Below are 21280 nucleotides of genomic sequence, written 5' to 3'. Positions count from 1 at the left end.
GGTGGTGCGGTCCGGGTGGGGTCCCGTCCCAAGCCGAGCCGGAGCGAGCCACACCAGGATCGGGGTGTCAACCGGACGAAAAGCGTGTCCGGTTGACACCCCGACTCTGGCGCGGCAGACGATCAGGCACGACTCGTGACGGGACCCCACCCGAAGCGCACGGGAAAAGCAGCTCGCCTTCGGCGTCGCCTTGCCTCGGCTTCGCCTTCGGGGCGCCTCGCCTTCGGCATCGGCGTTGTGGGTGCGCGGGGGTGGCTAGTGGTCCGAGGGCTGTAGTTCTGCTGGGGTGATCTCGGGTTCTGGCTGGCGCTTGCGGAAGCTTGGCTTTGGAATGTCGCCGCGTCGGACCAGGATGAACCAAGCCGTGATCGTCACCAGGGTGGAGACCGCGCCGCCCACGATGATCGGGGCGCGGCCGTTGATCTCGCCCAGCCAACCCATCAGTGGGCCGCCCACTGGGTTTCCGCCCAGGAACACGAGCATGTAGATGCCCATGACTCGGCCCCGCATCTCCGGTTCCACTGCTAGTTGGATGGTGGCGTTGGCGGTGGTGTTGAAGGTCATCATCGCTATGCCCACGAGGATCATCATCAGGCCGGTCAGGAGCATCGTCGGCATCAGGCCCGAGATGATTTCCAGCAGGCCGAAGACCACGCCGGAGCCGATGAAGACGGTTAGGCGCGGGGTTTTGCGGCGGGCTGCCCAGGCTGCGCCTGCGAAGGTGCCTACGGCGATGAGGGTGGAGAGCAGGCCGTAGGCGTCGGCGTCGCCGCCGAAGACGTTGCGGGCCAGGATGGCCAGAGTCATGTAGAAGTTCATGCCGAAGGTGGCGATGAACAGGACCAGCAGCATCACGGTCAGCAGGTCGGGGCGGCTGCGGACGTAGCGGAGGCCGGAGAGCAGTTGGCCCTTTTCGCGTGGGACCGGTTCGGCTCGTAGGAGCTGGGATGTTCGCATCAGCCAGATGCCGCCTACTACGCCTACGAAGCTGATGGCGTTGGCCAGGAAGACCCAGCCCGTGCCGATGGCGACGATGGTGACGCCTGCGATGGCCGGGCCGACGATGCGGGCCAGGTTGAACATCATCGAGTTGATGGCCACGGCGTTGGTCAGGGACTCGCGGCCGACCATTTCCACGACGAACGATTGGCGTACTGGGGTTTCCACGGCGGAGAAGCAGCCCAGGAGGAAGCAGAGCACGAAGACGTGCCAGAGCTGCACCACGCCGGTGACGTCGAGGAGACCAAGTGCCAGGGCGCAGACGCCCAGGGCGGATTCGAGCCAGAGCAACAGTTTGCGCTTGTCCATGCGGTCGGCGAGCACGCCGCCCCACATGGAGAAGAGCAAGACCGGGAGGAACTGCAGGGAGGCGGCGAAGCCGAGGGCTACCGGCGAGCCGTTGGTGAGTTCCAGGACAAGCCAGTCCTGGGCTACTCGCTGCATCCAGACGCCGACCAGCGAGATGATCTGGCCTGAGGCGTAGAGGCGATAGTTGTATATGCGTAACGATCCGAACATGCCGGTACGACGAGGTGGCGAACTGTCTGCTCCACCACCTGCGTAACCCGCCACGTCGTTACTGCCCCGCCATCCTGTCGATGATCTCGGCGGCCTCGGCGAGCAGTGCCCGTTCGTCGGGGTTCAGCTCTGCCAGGCGCTTGTCCAGCCACGCTTCGCGCGCGGTGATCTCGTCTTCCAGGTAGGACAAGCCTTCAGCGGTCAGCTCGACGATGGCTTGACGGCCGTCGGTGGGGTGCGGGCTGCGCGTGGCGAAGCCGAACTCCTCCAGGGCCGCGATCACGCGCGTCATCGACGGCGGTTGCACGCCTTCCTTGGCCGCCAGCTCTCCTGGCGTCAGCGGGCCGCACTTGTGGAGTGTGGACAGTGCGGACACCTGCGTCAGCGACACCGACGAGTTGGTGCGCTGCGCTCGCAGACGACGGTTGAGGCGAACGACGGCAAGCCGGAGCCTGCTCGCCAGTCCGTGCTGTTCGGTCGCCACGTAGTTAGCATACCTCACGAAATAGTTTCCTGCCGAAAGGTCAGTTGAGCAGGCTCTGGATCGGGGCCAGGGAGAAGTAGACGACGAACGCCGCGGCGACGACCCACATGAGCGGGTGGACGCCGCGTGCCCGGCCGGTCAGGGCCCTGAGCAGGACGTAGCTCACGAAGCCCGCGCCGATGCCGTTCGCGATCGAGTAGGTGAACGGCATGACGACGATGGTGAGGAACGCCGGCAGCGCGATGGTGAAGTCGGTGAAGTCGATCTCGCGGATCTGCATCATCATCAGCGCGCCGACGATCACCAGTGCGGGGGCGGCGGCTTCGATGGGCACGATCTCGTAGAGCGGCGTGAAGAACATCGCGAGGAGGAAGAGGACGCCGGTCACGACGTTCGCGAGGCCCGTGCGCGCGCCCTCGGCGATGCCGGACGCGGACTCGATGTAGACGGTGTTCGACGAGCTGGAGGCGGCACCACCGGCGACCGCGCCGAGGCCGTCGACGAACAGGGCCTTGCTGACGTTGGGGAGCTGGCCGTCCTCGTCGATGAGGTCCGCTTCCTTGCCGAGACCGGTCATCGTGCCGACGGTGTCGAAGAAGTCGGTGAGCACCAGCGTGAAGACGATCAGCGCGGCGGCCAGCGCCGGGATCCGGGTCCACGCGCCGAACGACACCTCGCCGAGCAGCGAGAGGTCCGGCACGCCGAACACCTTGTCGGGCAGGGCGGGGTAGCCGAGGTTCCAGCCCTTGGCGTTGGTGCCCGCCGACGGACCGGCCTTGACGATCGCCTCGAGGATGATCGCGAAGATCGCGGTCGAGACGATGCCGATCAGGATCGCGCCCTTGATCTTGCGCGCGAACAGCACACCGGTGACCACGAGGCCGACCACGAACACGAGCGTCGGCCAGCTGGCGATCGACCCGTTGATGCCGAGGCCGACCGGAACGGTGGTGTTGGCGGCGTCGGGCAGGCGGCGCACGAAACCGGCGTCGACCAGGCCGATGAAGGTGATGAACAGGCCGATGCCGACCGCGATCGCGGCCTTCAGCTCGTTCGGCACGGCGTTGAACACCGCGGTCCGCACGCCGGTGAGCACCAGGAGCAGCACGACGAGGCCGTTGACGAGGATCAGCCCCATCGCCTCGGGCCAGCTGACCTTCGCGGCCACGCTGACCGCCACGAACGAGTTGATGCCCAGGCCCGTCGCCAGCGCGAACGGGTAGTTGGCGATCAGTCCGAACAGGATGGTCATCACGCCCGCGACCAGCGCGGTCACGGCGGCGACCTGGCCGACCGGGAGGATGTTGCCGAGCACGTCAGGGTGGGCGCCCGGTCCCGTCGGCGCGAAGCTGCCGATGATCAGCGGGTTCAGCACCACGATGTAGGCCATCGTGAAGAAGGTCACGACACCGCCGCGCAGTTCGCGCGCCACGGTCGACCCGCGCTCGGAAATCTTGAAGAACCCGTCCAGCATCTGGTCTCCTAACGCTGTGTCCGAACGCGACTCCGCCCCACATCCGCCCCCGTTGCCGCACCGGCTCGCCGATCCCGTGCCGGTGGTGCTGGGTGGAACCGCGCTGTGGTTCCTCGGCTTCTTCGTGGTGCTGCTGCTCGATCGCTCGAACAGCACGCTGCTCTGGACGACGCTGTCCGGCGGTCTGCTCGGGATCATCGGCTACGGAGTGTTCTACTGGCAACGCCGCGCCGCGAGGCGAGGATCACGAACCGCGCAGCAGGGCCTCGACGACGTCTAGGCAGGCGCGATGATCGACGCTTTCGACTGTGTGCGGCGGCCAGAGCCGTCGTTCAGCCCGCAGTCGCCAGCGCCGTGATCAGCCGGACTTCCCAAGGCAGCCAAGTTAGGCTAACCTAAGTCTCGTCGCTTCGTGGTGGGAGCGGCAGTCAGTTCGGGAACGGACGAGGCCCCCGCTCTGGGCAGAGCGGGGGCCTCGTCGTTTTCGGCGGGAGGGAAGCTTTGTCGGAGCACCCACCGCCGAAGATCAGAGCCGCAGGCCGTTCTGGCCGGCTCGGGCGGCCTCGAAGCGGGCCGACACGTCGTCCCAGTTGACGACGTTCCACAGCGCCGAGATGTAGTCGGCCTTCAGGTTGCGGTACTGCAGGTAGTACGCGTGCTCCCAGATGTCGAACGCCAGCAGCGGCGTGGTCGCGATCGACAGGTTGGAGTGGTGGTCCTTGAGCTGCAGCGTGACCAGCTTCTGGCCGATCGGCTCCCACGCGAGGATGCCCCAGCCGGAACCCTGGATCGAGGACGCGGCGGCGTTGAGCTGACCGCGGAACTTGTCGAACGAGCCGAAGTGCTCGTCGATGGCCGCTGCGAGTTCGCCGACGGGCTTGTCGCCGCCATGAGGTGACAGGTTCTTCCACCACACCTGGTGCAGCGCGTGGCCGGCCAGGTGGAACGCCAGCGTGGTCTCCAGGCCGACGATCCCGCCGAAGTTCTCGCGGTCGCGGGCTTCCTCGATCTGCTCCAGCGCGTCGTTCGCGCCCTTCACGTACGCCGCGTGGTGTTTGCCGTGGTGCAGCTCGTTGATCTCGCCGATGATCGCCGGCTCGAGGTCGCCGTAGTCGTAGTCGAGATCCGGCAGCACGTACTGGGCCATGACATCTCCCCAATTGCAATCTCTTGGTTCTTGCAACTTACTAGCAACAAGGTCGAGTAAACCAGTTGCCCGGGGGACGTACCGTCGGAAGCGTGTCCGTGCTGACAGCCAGGAACATTTCGCTGTCGTTCGGTCCGAGGACCGTGATCTCGGAGGTTGATTTCGATGTTTCGCCTGGTGACCGCGTCGGTCTGATCGCTCCCAACGGTGTCGGCAAGTCCACGTTGCTCCGGTTGCTCTCCGGTGAGCTGCAACCCGAGACCGGAACTGTCTCGACCACTGGGACGGTCGCGCACCTGACGCAGGAGACCCTCCACGTAGCTGGAGAGTCGCTGCGTGACCACCTCGCCCGTCGCACCGGCGTCGCCCAGGCCGAGGCCTGGCTGCAACGAGAAGCCGAGGCGCTCGGCGAAGGTGCCGGCGAGGACTACCCGGACGCTCTCGACCACTGGACCGCCATCGGTGCCGGTGACTTCGGCGAACGCGCGGACGCGGTGTGCGAACGCCTCGGGCTCAAGGCGGATCTGCTCGACGGTCGCGCGCCGGACGAGTTGTCCGGTGGTCAGCAGGCGCGGCTCAGGCTCGCCGCGGTGTTGCTGACCCGTGCGGACGTGCTGCTGCTCGACGAGCCGACGAACGACCTCGACGCAAGCGGGCTCGACCTCCTGGAGTCCCATGTGCTGGGGTATCCGGGTGCGATCGTGCTGGTGAGTCACGACCGGGAGTTCCTGGCGCGCACCACGACCGCGATCGCCGAGCTCGACGAGTTCTCGCACCGGCTCACCGTGTTCGGTGGCGGCTGGGACGCCTACGTCGACGAGAAGGCCAACGCGGACCGTCGCGCGCAGGAGGAGTACGAGGCGTACGCGGGTAAGCGCGACTCGTTGGCGCAGCGCAGCAGGCAGGTCAAGGAGTGGTCGCGGCAGGGCGTGCGGCGAGCCGGCAATGCCAAGGCGCGCAACGACGAACCCGACAAGAACGTCCGTGCGGGCCGCAAGCAGGGCGCGGAGAACCTGATGGCCAAGGCGTCCGTTGTGGACCGTCAGCTGGCCAGGCTGGAGGAGGTCGAACAACCGCGCGAGGCATGGCAGCTGCGGCTGACGCTGCCGTCGGCCGGGCGGGGCAGCTCGGTGGCGTTCACGTTGCGGCAGGCCGTCATCAGCCGCGGTGACGTGACGCTCGGGCCGGTCGACCTCACGATCGGCGCGGGCGAGCGATGGCGGATCACCGGTCCGAACGGGTCCGGCAAGTCGACGTTGCTCGGCGCGCTGCTCGGTCGCATCCCACTGGTTCGCGGCGACCGGTCGATCGGGCCGGGCGTGGTGGTCGGGGAGGTCGACCAGTTGCGCGCCGAGTTCGCGAGCGACGAGCCGGTGTTGCGGATCGTGGCCGGCGCGACCGGGCTTCAGGACGTCGAGGTGCGCACGTTGCTCGCGAAGTTCCGGCTCGGCGCGGACAGCGTGCGGCGGCCCGCGCGAGAGCTGTCGCCGGGCGAACGAACGCGCGCGGGACTGGCCTTGCTCCAAGCTCGTGGCACCACGTGTTTGGTGCTCGACGAACCTACGAACCATCTCGATTTGCCGGCTATCGAACAGCTCGAACAAGCGCTGGAAACGTACGAAGGAACGTTGTTGCTGGTCACGCACGATCGGCGGCTCGCTTCGGCCGTGCGGGTGGATCACGAGATCAACGTGCGCGACCTCCTCACGTTTCCTCACGTGAAGGGTGGAAGATATGACGCATGACCACCGAGGAGGACTGGCCGGTCGAACAGACCTGGTCGATGCGCAACACCCACTGGCACGCCTATGTGGAGCACACGTCGCTCGACCACGCTTCTCCTCGGCAGGTCCGGCTCGACCGCACCCCTGAAGAAGTGCTGACCTCCCCCGCCGAGGTCGCGGCCTGGCTGGAGGTCAACCTCCGCAGCGCGACGCGGCCGGAGGAGACCGGCAAGAAGCGCGTGAAGGACGAGCGCGACTTCACCGACTCGAACCGCGTGCACGCGTCGCTGGCCTCGCGCGGCGAGTCGATCTACACGGGTGTGAAGGGCGAGCTGACGCTGGCTGTCGAGGCCGTGACGCCGGACGAGTGCCGCACGTCGCACGACGGTGCGGACGTCGCGCCCCTGAAGTCGGGTCGCCGCCGCTAGATTGACCCCCGGACGAATGCTCTGGGGGGAGTTCCGTGAAGCGTCTGCTGTCTGTTCTTGGTGCGCTCGTGCTGGTCGGTGCCGTTGTCGCGGTGGTGGTGTGGCAACGGCCGGACCCGACGCCTGCTCCTCCGCCGCCGCTGAAGGACTTCTCGCTGCAGTACGCGGACGGGTCGCCGTTGTGGAACAGCAAGGACCCGCAGACGCCGCTGGTCACGCAGGTTCTCGCCGAGCTGCGCCTGCAGGGTTCGTTCCAGCTCGACGACCTCAAGCGCGTCGCCGCGACCGTGGTGACGACGCTCGACCCGAAAGCCCAGGCCGCGGGAACCGCCGTGCTCGCCGAGATCGCGTCCTCAGGGTCCGGCACGCTGCGGTATTCCCTGACCGCTGTCGATCCGGCGACGGGTGGCGTCGTGGCCTATGTGCCGGGCACGCCGCGCGAGGACAAGACCGACTACGCGGGCGGTGTGCTGAAGGAGCCTGGAACGGCGTTCTTCCTGATCAACGTGGCCGCCGCGCTGGAGAACGGTCAGACGCTCGACAGCACGTTCGACGGCCGTTCACCGCGGCAGTTCGGCAACGGCGCGACGCGTGTGGTGATTCGGAACAAGAAGAACGCGCAGTGCGGCCAGCAGTGCGCTGTGCGAGAGGCGTTCGCCAAGTCGGTCAACACCGCGATGTACGACCTGACCTTCAACCAGGTCGGGATACAGCGGACCGTCAAAGCCGCGCGTCAGGCCGGCGTTCCGGAAGCCGTGACCGTGGACGGCAAGGAGAAGAAGCTCCTCGTGGGTGAGGACGGTGGCGTCCCGAACGCCGGAATCGCGCTCGGCGGAGACCAGGCGGTGATGCGTCCGCTCGACCTGACGACGGTGTACGCGACGTTCGCGGCGGGCGGGGTTGGGCACAAGACGCACTTCGTCACCAAGGTCTCCGGTGAGGACGGCGCCGTGCTGTATCGGGCGACCGAGAGCACCACGTCCGCGTTCGACGCCGACAGCGCGAAGAGCAAGGCGATCTCGGACCAGGTCACGTCCGTGCTGAAGGAAACCACGCTCTGTCCTGGCGCGGTGTGCCGCAATGGCGAGCACGAGCTCGACCCCCGCGTCACGAACGGAGTGGAGGCGCAGGTCGGGCACGCGTGGACCGTCGGGTACACCGGCCGCATGGCGATCACCGTCCTGGTCGACGACGTCAACGAGCGGCAACCGGTGAAGGACGACGGTCTGTCCACGACGATCTGGCAGAAGTTCGCCGAACGCGTCTAGACGGCGCCGCTACATTCAAGCCTGGGGAGTTTCACTCTGGGGGCTTTGATGAAGCGTTTGCTGCCCGTTGTGGGCGCGCTGGTGCTGGTGGCCGCCGTCGTCGCGGTGGTGGTGTGGCAACGGTCCGACTCGAAGGCCGCGCTGCCCCCGTCCGGGGACGTCGTCCTGCAGTACGCGGACGGGTCGCAGCTCTGGCGCCTGGGCGAGCAGGAGACACCGCTGATCAAGCAGGTGATCGGAGACCTCGGCGCGAAGGCGCGGATGACGCTCGACCAGCTCCGGGAGAGCGGTGGCGCGATCGTCGTGACCACGATCGACCGCAGGGCGCAGACCGGTGCCGTGGACGTCATCCGCACGATCGCGGCCGGTGAGGCGGAGTCGCTGCGGTACTCGATCACGGCCGTCGACCCGAACAACGGCGCGGTGAAGGCTTACGCACCGGGCAACGACCCTGGCGTCGACTACGCGGGCGGCGTGCTGAAGGAGCCGGGGTCGGCGTTCTTCCCGTTCAACGTGGTAGCCGCGTTGCAGACCGGTAAGACGCTCGACAGCGCGTACGACGGCCGTTCGCCGCGCAGGTTCGGCCAGTTGTCGATCAGCGACGAGGTGAGCTGCGGCGAGCGCTGCACGGTGCGCGACGCGCTGCAGAAGTCGAGCAACGTCGTGATGTACGACCTGGTGGCCAACGACGTCGGGATCAAGCCGGTCGTCACGGCGGCGCGCCAGGCGGGTGTGCCGGAGTCGGTGGACATCGACGGCAAGAAGACGAAGCTCCTCGTCGGCGAGGGTGACAACATCCCGAACGCGACGGTGTCGGTCGGTGCCGACGAGGCACGGATGCGGCCGCTCGACCTCGCGGCTTCCTATGCGACTTTCGCCGCGGAAGGCACACACCACGACGCGCACTTCGTCACGCACATCACCGACGTCCGCGGCAGCACGCTGTACCGAGCCGACACCAAGGGCACGCCGGCGTTCGACCCGGATCCCGCGCGCAGCAAGGACATCGCGAACCAGATCACCGGCGTGCTGCAGGGCGATTCCTGCGGACCCGCGCAGCCGGAGGTCGCGTCCAGGTGCGGCGAGTGGCACATGCCCGGGCCCGAACAGGGCCGTTTCTCGCACGCGTGGATGGTCGCGTACGACCCGCGGATCTCGGTTTCCGTGTTCGTCGGCAGCGCTCAGCCGTCCACGCCGGCGGTCGACCGGGACGGCAGGGCGGTCGTGGGCTCCGGCCTGCCCGACAAGCTCGGGGACGCGTTCCGGGAGAAGCTGACGCAGTGGTGAGGCGTTCGCTGGCCGCGCTGCTGCTCGTTGCCGCGGTCGTTGGATACGTGATGTGGCAACGGCCTGCGGAGCCGGCGGCGCCGCCCCCGGAGCCGAAGCCCGTCGTGCTGCAGTATGCGGACGGTTCCAAGATGTGGAGCACCAACGACGGCAAGCGTCAGACGACGGTGGTGAAGCGGGTGCTCGCGGAGCTGTCGGAGGCGTCGCTGTCGTTCGACTCGCTCAGGGCCGTTGGAGGCGTTGTCCGCACGACGATCGACGCGAGGGCGCAGACGGTGGCGGCCGCGGTGATCGGGCGGCTGGTCATGCCGAACCGGGAGTCGGACGCAGCCGTCGCGGCGATCGATCCGGCCTCCGGTGGGGTGCGGGTGTACCTGCCGGGGGACAGCTGGGACGAGAGCCTGGCGGGCGGCATGCCGAAGGAGCCGGCGCCGGGTCTCGTGCTCGTGAGCCAGCAGAACGTCCTTCCGTCGCTGGTGACGCCGCTCGACCTGAGCGTCTCGTACGCGACCTTCGCCGCGGACGGCGTCCAGCGCAGGCCGCACCTCGTCGCGACGGTCACCGGCGCGGACGGGGCGCTGCTGCACCAGGCGGCCGAGGACCCGAAACAGGTGGTCGGCGCGGACGTCGCGCGGCAGTTCACCGCGCGCCTCAAGGAGAACCCGGCCTGCAACGGGGTCGCGTGCGTGCCGGACGCGGCGCCGTGGATGGTCGGCTACATGCCGCAGCTCGCGGTCGCCCTGTACGTGAAGAAGGCCGGCGCCGTCGACGCCGGCCTTCCACGGTTGATCTGGCAGGAGTTCTTGGCCGAGCTCGCCAGGTGACTACCCGACGTGCCACGTGTGCACCGGCTCGCCGGCGTGCATCAGCTCCATGTACCGCTTGAGCATCCCGGAGAGTGCGGCGTCGCGGGACATGCCGCGTTCCTCAAGCAGCGCAACAGTTTCGCGCTGCCACGACGACCCGGTGCGCCGCGCGAGGCAGCGTTGTTCGATCACGCCGAGGTAGCGTTCGCGGGCCTCGTCGGAGACACCGCAGTCGCGCAGGCCCTCGTGCGCCATCGGCAGGAGACGGCGCAGCACCAGCTCGTCCGGCGGGATCCAGCCGATGCCGGGCCAGTACAGCTGGGCGTGCATGCCGTGCCGCGCGCCGGTGTAGAGGTTCTCCTCGGCCGCCTGGAACGACATCTGTGTCCACAGTGGACGTTCCTGTGAGGTGAGCGCGCGCTGGGTGCCGTAGAAGAAGGCGGCGTTGGCCATCGTGTCGAGCACCGTCGGTCCCGCGGGCAGGACTCGGTTCTCGACGCGCAGGTGCGGCACGCCGTCGACGACGTCGTAGACCGGGCGGTTCCAGCGCCAGATCGTGCCGTTGTGCAGGCGCAGTTCCGAAAGGCGAGGCGCGCCACCGGCTTCGAGGGTCTCCAACGGGTCCTCGTCGTCGGTTTCGGGCAGGAGACTCGGGAAGTAGCGCACGTTCTCCTCGAACAGGTCGAAGATCGACGTGATCCACCGTTCACCGAACCAGACGCGCGGCCGGACCCCCTGGTTCTTCAGCTCGTCCGGACGGGTGTCGGTGGCCTGCTGGAACAACGGGATGCGCGTCTCGTGCCAGAGCGCCTTGCCCAGCAGGAAAGCGGAGTTCGCGGCGATCGCGACCTGGACGCCGGCCAGGCACTGGGCGGCGTTCCAGTGCGCGGCGAAGTGTGTCGGCTCGACCTGCAGGTGCAGCTGCACCGACGTGCAGGCGGCCTCGGGGAGAATCGACTCCGCGTACGTCAGGAGCTTCTCCGGCCCTTTGCCCGGCATCGCCGGACCTTCCATGTGCAGCACCATCTCCTCGCCGCGAGCCGCGAAGATGGTGTCGTTGAGCAGCGCGTACCTCGGGCTCTCGGAGAGCCACTTCTTGTCGAAGTGCCGCTCCCGCAACGTGGGCAGCACGCCGATCATGGCGAGGTTGGCGCCGACGTCGTTGGCCTTGGCGTCGGCGCTGTCGAGAGAGGTGCGCAGTTCCTCTTCCAGGCCAAGCATCTCGCCCCCAGCCAGCTCGCGCGGCGGGACGTTGATCTCCAGGTTCTGCTGTCCCAGCTCGAGCGTGTAGGAGGGATCGTCGATCTTCTCGAGCACCTCCGAGTTCGCCATCGCCGGACGCATCGCGTCGTCGACGAGGTTCAGCTCGATTTCGAGCCCCATCTGCCGACGGGGAAAGGAAAACGTGTCTTCGGCCAGCATCGTGGCCAGTGCGTCGAGACTTCGCTGCATCTTCTCGCGGTATCGCTGGCGATCGTCTCTGGTGAACGTGCGGCTGGACACTTCGCTTCCCATGCCGCTACCCCTTCGCTCGGCGCCGGTGGGCGCGGGCCAGGCGGAACGCCAAACGTGACACAGCGGTAACCTCCTTTACATCGCCCAAATCGGTGCTCTCTGTCACGTCGAGGTAACAACCAGCGATCATCCGCTGGTCGGGCGTGCGCGGTTCCGCCCTCCGGACTACCTCGCCTGTTCCACGCCGGGCCGGATGCGAAACTTCCCGCGTGGCAAAAGTGATCGAGATCAACGACCCGGCCGATCCCCGGCTGGACGACTTCCGGGACCTGTCGACGGCCGACCGCAGGCCGGACCGGCCGGGAGGGCGTGGTCTCGTCATCGCCGAGGGCGTCGTGGTGGTGGAACGTCTGCTGGCTTCGCCGTACCCGGTGCGCGGGCTGCTCGGGGTGCGGCGGCGGATCGAGGCGCTCGACCTTTCTGACCTGGACGTTCCCGCTTACGTGACGTCAGCAGAGGTTATGGCGTCGGCCGTGGGGTTCCACTTGAACCGGGGTGTACTGGCGGCCGCCGACCGCGCTCCCGCGGTGTCGTTCGAGGAGCTGGCCGACCGTTCCACGCGTCTGGCCGTGCTCGAAGGAGTGGGTGACCACGAGAACCTGGGCTCGATCTTCCGCAACGCCGCCGCCCTGGGCGTGGACGGTGTGGTGCTCGGGCCCGGTTGCAGCGATCCGCTGTATCGACGCAGCGTGCGGGTGTCGATGGGGCACGTGCTGCGCGTGCCGTTCGCTACCACGGATGAGTGGCCCGCAGCGTTGAACATGTTGCGGCACAAGGGGTTCACAGTTGCCGCTCTGACGCCCCGCGCATCCGCCCTGCATCTTGCAGACGCTAATTTGCGCGGGCGTCGCGTGGCGGTGCTGCTGGGGTCGGAGGGGCCTGGGCTGAGCGAGGAGGCCATCGCCGCCGCCGACGTGGTCGTGCGGATTCCGATGTCGTCCGGAGTGGACTCGCTGAACGTGGCCACGGCCGGCGCGGTGGCCTTCTACGCGCTGCTTTAGAGCAACGTGAGAATCAGGACGAGCCAGGCGACGAGCACACCGGTGACCACGCCGTAAGCGACCCAGCGCCACACCGGGACCTTGCGGCCCAGCCACACGCTGGGGGCGAGGCCGCCGACCACCAGGACGTTCGCGACGAGCGCGAGCCACCTGCTGGTCTCGCCGAGGCCGAGCGAGAGCGAGACCACGGTGACGGCGACGATCGCCGCGGTGATGAAGCTGACGGTCAGCCCGGTTCCCCACGGGGTCGGCTCGGGTTCGGTCTCCTCGACCGCGATGTGGACCTTCTGAGGTGCCGGCTCTTCCGGCGCGTCGACGCTGACCAGTTCGCCGCTGACCGGGTCGGTGTAGTGGACCTGGGCGTTCATGACCGCCGCGATCCTGCCCGCGAGCTGCTTGCCGCGCCGTGCCACCAGAGCGCTGGCGACCCCGTCCTTGGGCGTCTCGGTGCGCACGACCGCGTCGGCCACCTTCGCCCACTCGTGCAGCGCCTCGGCCAGGTCGGCGCCGAGAGGCAGGCTGTGCGGGTCGACCTCGCGCTCACCGGACTCGTCGTTCCCGGCGAGCACGGCCCGGCCGTCCCGAACTCGCAACTCCACGAACCCTCCCTCAGATCTTCCGAGCCTCGGCGCAGAACCTATCGGACATCACTAGGGGCGCAGTGCCTCCGTTGCCCGCGCGAAGTAGTCGAACAACGTCCGCCGTTCCTCCTCGCTGTACCCCTCGAACAGGTCGCCGAGCTTCTTCCGCGCGGGCGCCAGTACTTCGGCCAGCGGGACCGGCTCGCCGAGCAGCTCGACGATCACCTTGCGCCGGTCGTCCGGTGACGGGGTGCGCCGCACGAAGCCGCCCTCCTCGAGCCTGTCGATCAGCCGGGTCGTCGGCCCGGTGGTCAGGCCGGTCAGCGCGGACAGCTCGCCCGGGGTCATCGGGCCGTTGAGGCCGAGGAGGTTCAACGCGTACAGGTCGGTGCCGCCGAGGCCGCACTCCCTGGCCGCGTGCAGGCCGTGGAGCACCATCGCGCCGACGTAGCGGCGATAGATCTCGTGCGCGTCTGTTGACACGGACTCACTCCGTTCGTAATCTCTTCCTCAACGCAGATACTTCTCGAACGAAGAGACTGCCTCGACGAAGAGAAACTAGCAGGGGGAACCATGAACGACGAGGCCGGAGTGCGTGCGCTGTTCGCGAAGCTCGCCGACGCGTGGAGCCGGGGCGACGGCGCCGCGTACGGGGAGTGCTTCACCGACGACGCGACCTACGTGGCATGGGTGGGCACGGTCTACCGCGGCGGCGAGGACATCGGGCGAACGCATCAGGTGCTGTTCGACACCTTCCTCAAGGACACGAAGATCACCACCGAGGCCGAGCCCGAGGTGCGCTTCTACGGCCACGACGTGGCGGTGCTGACCACCCGCGGCGACGTCGGCAAGAAGGCCAAGACGCCGACCAAGGTGCAGACGACCACGGTCGTGCGGCAGAGCGGCGAGTGGAAGATCGCCGCGTTCCACAACACCAAGCGCCACGGGATCCTCGAACGGATCTCGTTCAGGTTCCAGCCGGGCATCAGGCCGGCTGGAAGGTCGTGAGGTCGCGTTCGCGCCAGATCCCCATTGGCGCGAACGCGACCTGCAGGCCTAGGCGAGCGAGTCGCGCCAGGCCGTGTGCAGGGCCGCGAAACGGCCCCGCTCACCGATCAGCTCCTCAGGGGAGCCGTCTTCCACCACAATGCCACCATCCAGGACCAGTACGCGGTCGGCGATCAGGACCGTGGACAGGCGGTGGGCGATGATGAACGCGGTCCGGTCGGCCAGCACTGTCTCCAGAGCGGCCTGCACGGCGCGTTCGATGGGTACGTCCAAGGACGATGTTGCCTCATCCAGGACGAGTACGGCGGGGTTCGCGAGGAAGGCGCGCGCGAACGCCACCATTTGCCGCTGGCCTGCCGACAAACGGCCGCCTCGCTTGCGGACGTCCGTGTCATAGCCGTCGGGCAGCGCCGCGATGAACTCGTGCGCGCCCACCTCGGCGGCCGCGGCCTCGATCTCGGCACGGGACGCGGACGGGCGACCCAGGGCGATGTTGTCGGCGACCGAGCCCGAGAACAGGAAGTTCTCCTGGGTCACCATCACCACGGCCCGTCGCAGGTCCGTGTCCGCCACCGAACGCAGGTCCACGCCGTCGAGCAGGACCGAGCCGGAGGACGGGTCGTAGAACCGGGCCACCAGCTTGGCGAGCGTGGTCTTGCCCGCGCCGGTGGCGCCGACCAGTGCCACGGTCTGGCCCGCCGGCACCTCCAGGCCGAACCTGGGCAGCACCTGACGGGACGTGCCGGGGTACTGGAACTCCACGCCGTCGAACCGGATGGCGCCCCTCGCGTGCGGCAGAGCCACGGGCGACGAGGGTTCCCGGACCGAGGGTTTCTCCTCCAGGACGCCGGAGATCTTCTCCAGGGCGGCGGTGGCGGAGGAGTAGGAGTTCGCGAACATCGCCAACTCGTCGAACGGGTCGTAGAAGCGGCGCAGGTACACGGTGAACGCCGTCAGCACGCCCAGTGCCAGCGTGCCGCCCGCGACCCGGTAGGCGCCCCAGGCCAGCACGACGGCCAGGGACACGTTGCCGATCATGCGGATCGTGGCGACGAACGTGGCCATGACGCCCAGGGCGTCCACGTTCGCGTCGCGGAACTGGCCGTTGAAGACGGTCATGATCTGCTCGTTGCGGGGCTGGCGGCGGAACGCCTGCACCGCGCGGATGCCGTTCATGGACTCGACGAACTGGACGATGATCTTGGCGATCGCTCCGCGCGTGCCCCGGTAGGCGTCCATCGAACGGCGGCGGAACCAGCGCCAGATGAAGAAGATCGGCACGAAGCCCGCGACCACGACCGCGGCCAGCGGCGCGTCCAGGTAGAGCAGGATGATCGCGATGCCCGCCACCGACAGCGCGGCGTTGAACAGGCTGTCCAGGCCCTCCTCGATCAGGTCCTGCAACGCGTCGACGTCGCTGGTCAGCCGGGCGATGACCTTGCCGGACGTGTACGACTCGTGGAAGCCGACGGACAACCGCTGCGAGTGCCGGAAGATCCGTCCGCGCAGGTCCAGCAACAGGTCCTGGCCCACCCGGCCGGAGACCCGCAGGAACGCCCAGCGCAGGAAGGTCGTCAGGCCCGCGCAGATCGCGTAGCCGGCCACGCACCACATCAGGACCGACGCGTCGCCGCGCATGGCTGCCGGAATGCCGCTGTCGATCGCGGCGGCGATCAGCAGCGGCAGCGCGAGGTTCGCGAGGTTGCCGCCGAGCACCGCCCCGACCGCGAGCGACGCACGGGCGATGTGCGGGCGCAGCAACGAACCCAGCAGCCTGCGGGAACGTGCCTGCAGGCGCAGGCCGGTCGAGTGGGAGATCTCGCCGATCTCCTCGGCGGCGACGCCGCGCCACTCTTCTTCTTGTGCAACCACTACCTGATCACTCACGACGCCACCTCCTCTTCCACGATCTCCTCACTGTCCATGCTGGACAGAAGGCGCCGGTATTCGTCGTTGGTCTCCAGCATGTTCCGGTGCGAGCCGATCGCGGCGATCTTGCCGTCGACCAGCATCGCGACGCGGTCGGCGAGCTGCACCGTCGAAGACCGGTGTGCCACGACCAGCGCCGTCACGCCGCGCAACACCCTGCGCAGCGCGGCCTCCACCTCGGCCTCGGTGTGGACGTCGAGCGCGGACAGCGGGTCGTCCAGCACCAGCACCGCGGGCCTGCCGACGACCGCGCGGGCCAGCGCCAGCCGTTGCCGCTGACCACCGGACAGCGACAGGCCCTGCTCGCCGATGCGGGTCGCGAGACCCCACGGCAGCGCGTCCACGAACTCCTCGGCCCTGGCCACCCGCAACGCCTCGCGCACGGCCGCCTCGGAGACGTCCGGCACGCCCAGCCCCACGTTCTCGGTGACCGACGCGGAGAACAGCACGGGTTCCTCGAACGCCGTGCCGACCACCGTCCGCAGGTCCTCCAGCGAGAGGTCCCGCACGTCGACGCCGTCGATCGTGATCCGGCCACCGGTGACGTCGGCCAGCCGCGGCACCAGCGCCGTCAGCGTCGTCTTGCCCGAGCCGGTCGCGCCGACCAGCGCCACCGTCTCACCGGGACGCAGGTCGAGGTCGACGCCCGTCAGCACCTCGCGGCCGTCCTCGAACGCGAACCGCACGCCCTCGAAACGAACGTGCCCGCGCAGCGGCGTGGGCAGCGGCGCGGGCGAGGCGGGGCTGGTGATCGTCACGGGGGAGTCGATGACCTCCCAGTAGCGTTCCAGCGCGGCGGCGGACTGGTTCGTCTCCGCCAGCAGCCAGCCGATGGAGTCGATCGGCCAGCGCAGGTACGCGCTCACCGCGACCGCCGCGACCAGCGTGCCGACCGTGATGGAGCCGTTGATGATGCCGATCGCGCCGACGCCGAGCATGCCCGCGATCGAGAGCTCGGGCAGCATGATCAGCACCGACCACAGCGCGGACAGGATCGAGATCTTGTTCAACTCGGTAGCCCGCAGCTCCCGCGCCTGCGCCAGGAACCGCTTCGTCAGCTCCGGTCCGCGCCCGAACGCCTTGAGCACCCGGATGCCGAGCACCGACTCCTCGACGATCGTGGTCAGGTCGCCCGCCTGGTCCTGGGCCCGGCGCGCGACGACCTTGAACTTCGCCTCGAACAGGTACGAGATGACGATCAACGGCAGCGCCCCGCACAGCGACACGACCAGCAGCGCCGGCGAGAGCGTCGCGATGATGCCCATCCCGACCAGCACGACCAGGCTGTTCACCACCAGGAAGACCATCCCGAACGCGACGAACCGCCGCACGGTCGTGAGGTCGTTCGTGCCGCGCGACAGCAGCTGCCCCGACTGCCACCTGTCGTGGAACGCCACCGGCAGCCGCTGAAGCCGCTGGTAGAGGTCGAACCGCATGCGTGCCTCGACCTCGGCCGCCGGGCGCGCGACGATCTTGCGGCGGATGTAGAAGAGCATCGCCTCACCGATGCCGAGCGCGAGCACGCCGATGATCAACCACGGCAGCGCCGCGGTCTGCTTGTTCTGGATCGGACCGTCGACGATGCGCTGCGTGAGCAGCGGGATGCCAAGACCGCACAGCATCGCGAGCATGGTCGCCGACAGCACGACAGCCATCCGTGCGCGGTGCGGCCGTACGTACGGCCACAACCTCCGCAAGGTCCGGAATGTCGAGTTACGTTGATCGCTCACGCGGTGAGCCCCCTCCAGGTCGCCTTCCAAACTACGAAGGAAGACCGACTGTCAGCATCCGGTTTTTCTCCCCACCGGAGCTTGCTGTCTCGACTTAGGTCGAGGTCAAGGGCACGATGACCACCATGACGCGGTTTCTGCGAACTGAGCAGACGATGGCGTTTCCACACGGACGGCTCATCGTCTCGCGCGACGGAGCGAACTACGTGCTGGCTCCGGACGGCTGGGACCACCTGGCCGGACCGAGGCCGCGGCACGCGATGTACGTCTCCCGCGAGGAGGCCGAGGACTGGTGCGAACGCGAGGGCTGGGACCTGAACCTGCTGGACGAGATTCCTACGACCTCTTGAAGGTGAACAGCCCCACCAGCCCGTAGGCGACGGCCGCGAGCAGCGCCTCGGCGTGGTGCCGGTTCGAGAACCAGCCGAGGACGGGCTCGTGCACCTTGAAGTAGAGCCCGAGCCCCAGCAGCACCGGTCCGAGCAGGATGATCGGCCACACCGGCCGCACCCCGAGGACCCACAGGATCGGCCCCGCGAGCACCAGTGACGACACCAGCGCGAGCGGCAGCCCGATCAGCACGAGCAGCAGGAACGTCGACATCGACGTGCTGTCGAGCCACGACTTCAGGAAGCCCGACTCGTACGCCCACGTCCACCCGAGCACGAGCCCTGCCCCGGCGGCCATCGACAGGACGACCCGGAACAGCAGCCTGCGCCCAGTCCTACCCGTCTTGCCCGCTGTGCTCTGCTCTGTCACGCCGCCCACCGTAACCAGCGGTCAGCGTGGCAGCCAAGGCATACCCACCGGCGGCCGCACTCGCGACCAGGAACGTTCCGGCGTCCTCAGGCAGTTGGACCTGCACGAACCTCAGCGCGAACGTGCTGATGAACAGCAACAGCACCGCACCCGCCGTCCCCGAGACGGCCGTCGGCCAGGCGGGACTGAACCGCGCGAGCCGCAGCAGCCCCCACCCCACGAGACCCCAGACGACCACCAGCGCCGGCACGATCAGCAGAACCAGGCTGATCACGCACGTCCACCCGCTGTCGCGGCACAGGTACGCACTGGACGGCTCCAACGACCAGAACCACCCGGCGCCGCACACCGCCCCCACCAACGCCGCCGTCGCCGCCCTCATGCGCACGATCATGGCGACTCGCCGGTGTCCTCGCCATGAGGAGAACTACTCGCCGGCACCGTCATCACCGGTCATCGAGTCTTCGTGACCACAGCCGGCTGATCGCGCCCGCGAGCCCGTAGGCCACGATCGGCACGCAGACGACGAGGACGGAGGTGCGCCAACGCGGCGCAACACAGAGGAACGCAACCCAGATCAGCACCCAGAACACGCAGCCGAGCCCGACCGCAGGCAGGGCGCCTGACCGCCTCCGCAGTACGAACACCGCGAGCAGGACCAGGCACGCGCCGATCGGCCAGCCCAGCGGGTACAGCAGTGGCATCAGGTCGATTTCGGGGCTGCACTCGTGGGGCGCCACGGCGCACCGCCCCGGATACAGGTGCATCAGTATCACGTCGACGCCTCCCGCCCCACGACCAGCGCGGCGACCAGGTAGGCCACGCAGCACGTCACCACCGCGGACTGCATCAGGAAGAGAGCGCCCTCCGCCTGGTACATCTCCAGGAACACGGCCTTGAACCAGACGACGCCCACGATCAGGCCGACCCACAGCCCGCTGCCCACCCCGGCCGCCCACCACGAGCGTTCCGCGCGCGCCATCCGGAAACCCGCGTGGATCAGCCCACCGGCGACCAGCATCCAGACCACGAAGATCAACGCGTAGACCAGCGGGTACGAGTCACCGCATCCCGTGCGGCCGACCGCGAGGTAGCAGTACCCGCTCCACCCTTCGATCGTCGCGGCGAACCCGCCGCCCGCGAGCGCCCCGGCGCACGCCCCCACAACACTGCGCAAGACCATGCGCAAAGAGCTACCTGATCAAGCCGTCACGAAGCCTGATCTGCACAGATCCTCCACAGCACCTTCACCGCGTGAGCACCGCGGTCAACGTGTACAGCAAGGCGAACACCAGGAAGGCGAGATACGGCAGTCCCAGCGCGAAGAAGATCATCGCGACAACGGCCATCAACGTGGCCGGCACCGCGACCCAGGCCGGTCGCGACACCCCCAGCGACCGCAGCGCGAACCACCCCAGAAACGCGGCAACCGCGGTGAAGACCGGCATGGTCTTCACCGCGGTGCCGAGGCAGCCCCAGTCTTCGAACGAGCAGACCGCGCCCGAGGCGATGAGCTCGAACACTCCCCACCAAGCCAGCCCGAGGAGTGCACCCACTCCGGCAGCCAGCGCGACACGGCGTCCCATTGCGCGTCTACCTGGGCGTCAATCAGCGGTTCGACCGCACGCCCAGTAAAACGTCCTCCCACGAAGGGACGATGGGGTGGTTCTTCTTCCCCCGCTTGGGAGGAGGGTCCTTGCGCACCGGCTTCTCCGCCGCGGGCTCCTCGGTCTTCACGGGAGGAGCAGCGGGTGGAGGGGCAGGCGCAGGCTCCGGCTCAGGCAGCTTCTCCTGAGCCGGCTTGGGCGCGGGCTTCTCCGCCACGACCGGGGCCGGAGCGGGAGCCGGAGCAGGCGTCTGCACCGGCACCGGCACGGGCTCCTCGGCCACAGGGGCCGGGGGAGCCACGACCGGAGGCGTCTCCAGAGCCTGGCGAGCCAGTTGCGTCACCGGCCGCACCGTGCGCAGAGTCCGGTTCGGGTTCGGGTCCATCAGGTCGACGGCACCGTCGTCCAGCGCCGTGACCGTGCCGCCCTGCGCACCGGGGTGGAAGTGCCAGTGCGCCCGGTTCTCCGAGCGCCCGGTCTTCCAGTGCAGCTGCACGATCCAGCGTCCGTCGTCACCGCGCCACGCGTCCCACGAGGTGTCCGAGAGGTCGTGCCCGCGCAGGCCGAACGAGTGGGCGACGACCTCGCCGAGCGTCTGCACGTCCGGACCGTCCTCGCGGACCGGGTGCGCGCGCTGGGCCAGGTCGGCCGTGCGCGAACGCTCCAGCAGAACGGGGTAGGCGAAGCGCTCGATGCGGTGCGTCGGCATGCCCGCGGCGGCCGCGACCTGCTCGATCGACTCACCGGCGCGGATGCGGGCCTGGATCTCACGCGGACGCATGAGGGCCTCGCCCGACTCGATCTGCATCTGGCCGAGGCGCGCCAGATCACCGCGCAGTGCCGCCCGAAGGCGCTCGTCAGCGGGGAGCGTGAAGCGCTCGCCGCGGTTTTCGGGGTCCTCGAGGATGACGGACTTGCCGTCCTCGTCGAGCCCGATGACTCGCAGCGCTCGCATCGTGGCCTCCCTGAATTTGCACCTCGCCAGCAGACAACGTTAGGACAACGAGCCGTCCA

Annotated in this window: 24 protein-coding genes; 9 read left to right on the top strand and 15 right to left on the bottom strand. The window is 68.4% G+C overall.

Annotated features, from left to right (window positions below):
* Positions 1-255 precede the first annotated feature (255 nt).
* Genes ABZ345_RS40925 through ABZ345_RS40915 form a run of 3 tightly spaced genes read right to left on the bottom strand, consistent with a single transcriptional unit; the run spans position 256 to position 3476 of the window.
* Entirely contained in the window at positions 256-1518 is a 1263-nt protein-coding gene (locus ABZ345_RS40925) for an MFS transporter (protein ID WP_359860351.1), read from the bottom strand.
* A 58-nt stretch (positions 1519-1576) separates the two neighbouring features.
* Positions 1577-2002 (bottom strand): MarR family transcriptional regulator, encoded by a 426-nt coding sequence (locus tag ABZ345_RS40920; protein WP_359860350.1) that lies wholly within the window; start codon positions 2000-2002, stop codon positions 1577-1579.
* A 40-nt stretch (positions 2003-2042) separates the two neighbouring features.
* Positions 2043-3476, bottom strand: a complete 1434-nt coding sequence (locus tag ABZ345_RS40915; protein WP_359860349.1) for an NCS2 family permease — start codon at positions 3474-3476, stop codon at positions 2043-2045.
* A gap of 16 nt (positions 3477-3492) precedes the next feature.
* On the opposite strand from ABZ345_RS40915, the gene ABZ345_RS40910 reads away from it, so the two are divergent.
* On the top strand, positions 3493-3756 hold the full coding sequence (locus ABZ345_RS40910; protein ID WP_359860348.1) for a DUF2530 domain-containing protein: 264 nt from the start codon (positions 3493-3495) through the stop codon (positions 3754-3756).
* Positions 3757-4002: 246 nt separating this feature from the next.
* On the opposite strand, the gene ABZ345_RS40905 is transcribed toward ABZ345_RS40910, so the two are convergent.
* Positions 4003-4623 (bottom strand): superoxide dismutase, encoded by a 621-nt coding sequence (locus ABZ345_RS40905; protein WP_359860347.1) that lies wholly within the window; start codon positions 4621-4623, stop codon positions 4003-4005.
* A 92-nt stretch (positions 4624-4715) separates the two neighbouring features.
* Between ABZ345_RS40905 and ABZ345_RS40900 the strand changes: the two genes are divergently transcribed.
* Genes ABZ345_RS40900 through ABZ345_RS40880 form a run of 5 tightly spaced genes read left to right on the top strand, consistent with a single transcriptional unit; the run spans position 4716 to position 10154 of the window.
* On the top strand, positions 4716-6368 hold the full coding sequence (locus ABZ345_RS40900; RefSeq protein ID WP_359860346.1) for an ABC-F family ATP-binding cassette domain-containing protein: 1653 nt from the start codon (positions 4716-4718) through the stop codon (positions 6366-6368).
* Positions 6365-6775, top strand: coding sequence for a hypothetical protein (locus ABZ345_RS40895; protein WP_359860345.1), 411 nt, complete (start codon positions 6365-6367; stop codon positions 6773-6775). The genes ABZ345_RS40900 and ABZ345_RS40895 overlap by 4 nt, the downstream gene beginning before the upstream one ends.
* 35 nt (positions 6776-6810) lie before the next feature.
* Complete coding sequence (locus ABZ345_RS40890; protein WP_359860344.1) at positions 6811-8043, top strand: penicillin-binding transpeptidase domain-containing protein; 1233 nt, start codon at positions 6811-6813, stop codon at positions 8041-8043.
* A 48-nt stretch (positions 8044-8091) separates the two neighbouring features.
* Positions 8092-9330 carry a penicillin-binding transpeptidase domain-containing protein gene (locus ABZ345_RS40885; protein WP_359860343.1) on the top strand — a complete coding sequence of 413 codons (1239 nt, stop codon included), beginning with the start codon at positions 8092-8094 and terminating at the stop codon, positions 9328-9330.
* Positions 9327-10154 carry a hypothetical protein gene (locus ABZ345_RS40880; RefSeq protein ID WP_359860342.1) on the top strand — a complete coding sequence of 276 codons (828 nt, stop codon included), beginning with the start codon at positions 9327-9329 and terminating at the stop codon, positions 10152-10154. The genes ABZ345_RS40885 and ABZ345_RS40880 overlap by 4 nt, the downstream gene beginning before the upstream one ends.
* Here the strand turns inward: ABZ345_RS40880 and ABZ345_RS40875 are convergent, their stop codons facing one another.
* Positions 10155-11651 carry a glutamate--cysteine ligase gene (locus ABZ345_RS40875; protein WP_359860341.1) on the bottom strand — a complete coding sequence of 499 codons (1497 nt, stop codon included), beginning with the start codon at positions 11649-11651 and terminating at the stop codon, positions 10155-10157.
* Positions 11652-11860: 209 nt separating this feature from the next.
* On the opposite strand from ABZ345_RS40875, the gene ABZ345_RS40870 reads away from it, so the two are divergent.
* Positions 11861-12652, top strand: coding sequence for an RNA methyltransferase (locus ABZ345_RS40870; protein ID WP_359860340.1), 792 nt, complete (start codon positions 11861-11863; stop codon positions 12650-12652).
* Here the strand turns inward: ABZ345_RS40870 and ABZ345_RS40865 are convergent.
* Together ABZ345_RS40865 and ABZ345_RS40860 are read right to left on the bottom strand one after the other, a co-directional pair.
* Positions 12649-13251 (bottom strand): DUF2537 domain-containing protein, encoded by a 603-nt coding sequence (locus tag ABZ345_RS40865; protein WP_359860339.1) that lies wholly within the window; start codon positions 13249-13251, stop codon positions 12649-12651. The two genes, ABZ345_RS40870 and ABZ345_RS40865, sit on opposite strands and share 4 nt — an antisense overlap.
* Positions 13252-13302: 51 nt before the next feature.
* The gene (locus tag ABZ345_RS40860; RefSeq protein ID WP_359860338.1) at positions 13303-13716 is read right to left on the bottom strand and encodes a MarR family transcriptional regulator; all 414 of its coding nucleotides are present in this window, start codon (positions 13714-13716) and stop codon (positions 13303-13305) included.
* 90 nt (positions 13717-13806) lie between these two features.
* Here ABZ345_RS40860 and ABZ345_RS40855 point away from each other — a divergent pair, with 90 nt between their 5' ends.
* Positions 13807-14241 (top strand): SgcJ/EcaC family oxidoreductase, encoded by a 435-nt coding sequence (locus ABZ345_RS40855; protein ID WP_359860337.1) that lies wholly within the window; start codon positions 13807-13809, stop codon positions 14239-14241.
* A 48-nt stretch (positions 14242-14289) separates the two neighbouring features.
* On the opposite strand, the gene ABZ345_RS40850 is transcribed toward ABZ345_RS40855, so the two are convergent.
* Together ABZ345_RS40850 and ABZ345_RS40845 are read right to left on the bottom strand one after the other, a co-directional pair.
* Complete coding sequence (locus ABZ345_RS40850; RefSeq protein ID WP_359860336.1) at positions 14290-16128, bottom strand: ABC transporter ATP-binding protein; 1839 nt, start codon at positions 16126-16128, stop codon at positions 14290-14292.
* A complete protein-coding gene (locus tag ABZ345_RS40845; protein ID WP_359860335.1) occupies positions 16125-17825 on the bottom strand; it encodes an ABC transporter ATP-binding protein in 1701 nt (566 codons plus the stop codon). Before ABZ345_RS40845 ends, ABZ345_RS40850 begins: the two co-directional genes overlap by 4 nt.
* Positions 17826-18025: 200 nt before the next feature.
* Between ABZ345_RS40845 and ABZ345_RS40840 the strand changes: the two genes are divergently transcribed.
* Positions 18026-18250: a hypothetical protein gene (locus ABZ345_RS40840; RefSeq protein ID WP_359860334.1), complete on the top strand. Its 225-nt coding sequence runs from the start codon at positions 18026-18028 to the stop codon at positions 18248-18250.
* Here the strand turns inward: ABZ345_RS40840 and ABZ345_RS40835 are convergent.
* The 6 genes from ABZ345_RS40835 to sepH all read right to left on the bottom strand — a co-directional run bounded on the left by ABZ345_RS40835 (position 18237) and on the right by sepH (position 21221).
* The gene (locus tag ABZ345_RS40835) at positions 18237-18659 is read right to left on the bottom strand and encodes a hypothetical protein (RefSeq protein ID WP_359860333.1); all 423 of its coding nucleotides are present in this window, start codon (positions 18657-18659) and stop codon (positions 18237-18239) included. The genes ABZ345_RS40840 and ABZ345_RS40835 overlap by 14 nt on opposite strands.
* Entirely contained in the window at positions 18625-19041 is a 417-nt protein-coding gene (locus ABZ345_RS40830) for a hypothetical protein (RefSeq protein WP_359860332.1), read from the bottom strand. Before ABZ345_RS40830 ends, ABZ345_RS40835 begins: the two co-directional genes overlap by 35 nt.
* Before the next feature lie 64 nt (positions 19042-19105).
* Complete coding sequence (locus ABZ345_RS40825) at positions 19106-19363, bottom strand: hypothetical protein (RefSeq protein ID WP_359860331.1); 258 nt, start codon at positions 19361-19363, stop codon at positions 19106-19108.
* A 68-nt stretch (positions 19364-19431) separates the two neighbouring features.
* Positions 19432-19842: a hypothetical protein gene (locus tag ABZ345_RS40820; protein ID WP_359860330.1), complete on the bottom strand. Its 411-nt coding sequence runs from the start codon at positions 19840-19842 to the stop codon at positions 19432-19434.
* 64 nt (positions 19843-19906) lie between these two features.
* Positions 19907-20245: a hypothetical protein gene (locus ABZ345_RS40815; RefSeq protein ID WP_359860329.1), complete on the bottom strand. Its 339-nt coding sequence runs from the start codon at positions 20243-20245 to the stop codon at positions 19907-19909.
* Between the two features lie 22 nt (positions 20246-20267).
* A complete protein-coding gene (sepH, locus tag ABZ345_RS40810; protein WP_359860328.1) occupies positions 20268-21221 on the bottom strand; it encodes a septation protein SepH in 954 nt (317 codons plus the stop codon).
* Positions 21222-21280 lie beyond the last annotated feature (59 nt).

It is taken from the genome of Lentzea sp. NPDC005914 (assembly GCF_040629405.1).
Classification (GTDB): domain Bacteria; phylum Actinomycetota; class Actinomycetes; order Mycobacteriales; family Pseudonocardiaceae; genus Lentzea.
Note: the sequence above shows the minus strand (reverse complement) of the source record. Positions and strands in the feature narration are given on the sequence as shown.

What these genes read in the sequence shown, in the direction of transcription:
- ABZ345_RS40925 (WP_359860351.1), bottom strand. Translation starts at nt 1,518, where the DNA reads ATGTTCGGATCGTTACGCATATACAACTATCGCCTCTACGCCTCAGGC.
- ABZ345_RS40915 (WP_359860349.1), bottom strand. Translation starts at nt 3,476, where the DNA reads ATGCTGGACGGGTTCTTCAAGATTTCCGAGCGCGGGTCGACCGTGGCG.
- ABZ345_RS40905 (WP_359860347.1), bottom strand. Translation starts at nt 4,623, where the DNA reads ATGGCCCAGTACGTGCTGCCGGATCTCGACTACGACTACGGCGACCTC.
- ABZ345_RS40895 (WP_359860345.1), top strand. Translation starts at nt 6,365, where the DNA reads ATGACCACCGAGGAGGACTGGCCGGTCGAACAGACCTGGTCGATGCGC.
- ABZ345_RS40885 (WP_359860343.1), top strand. Translation starts at nt 8,092, where the DNA reads ATGAAGCGTTTGCTGCCCGTTGTGGGCGCGCTGGTGCTGGTGGCCGCC.
- ABZ345_RS40875 (WP_359860341.1), bottom strand. Translation starts at nt 11,651, where the DNA reads ATGGGAAGCGAAGTGTCCAGCCGCACGTTCACCAGAGACGATCGCCAG.
- ABZ345_RS40855 (WP_359860337.1), top strand. Translation starts at nt 13,807, where the DNA reads ATGAACGACGAGGCCGGAGTGCGTGCGCTGTTCGCGAAGCTCGCCGAC.
- ABZ345_RS40845 (WP_359860335.1), bottom strand. Translation starts at nt 17,825, where the DNA reads ATGGCTGTCGTGCTGTCGGCGACCATGCTCGCGATGCTGTGCGGTCTT.
- ABZ345_RS40840 (WP_359860334.1), top strand. Translation starts at nt 18,026, where the DNA reads ATGACGCGGTTTCTGCGAACTGAGCAGACGATGGCGTTTCCACACGGA.
- ABZ345_RS40830 (WP_359860332.1), bottom strand. Translation starts at nt 19,041, where the DNA reads ATGAGGGCGGCGACGGCGGCGTTGGTGGGGGCGGTGTGCGGCGCCGGG.
- ABZ345_RS40825 (WP_359860331.1), bottom strand. Translation starts at nt 19,363, where the DNA reads ATGCCACTGCTGTACCCGCTGGGCTGGCCGATCGGCGCGTGCCTGGTC.
- ABZ345_RS40820 (WP_359860330.1), bottom strand. Translation starts at nt 19,842, where the DNA reads ATGGTCTTGCGCAGTGTTGTGGGGGCGTGCGCCGGGGCGCTCGCGGGC.
- ABZ345_RS40815 (WP_359860329.1), bottom strand. Translation starts at nt 20,245, where the DNA reads ATGGGACGCCGTGTCGCGCTGGCTGCCGGAGTGGGTGCACTCCTCGGG.
- sepH (WP_359860328.1), bottom strand. Translation starts at nt 21,221, where the DNA reads ATGCGAGCGCTGCGAGTCATCGGGCTCGACGAGGACGGCAAGTCCGTC.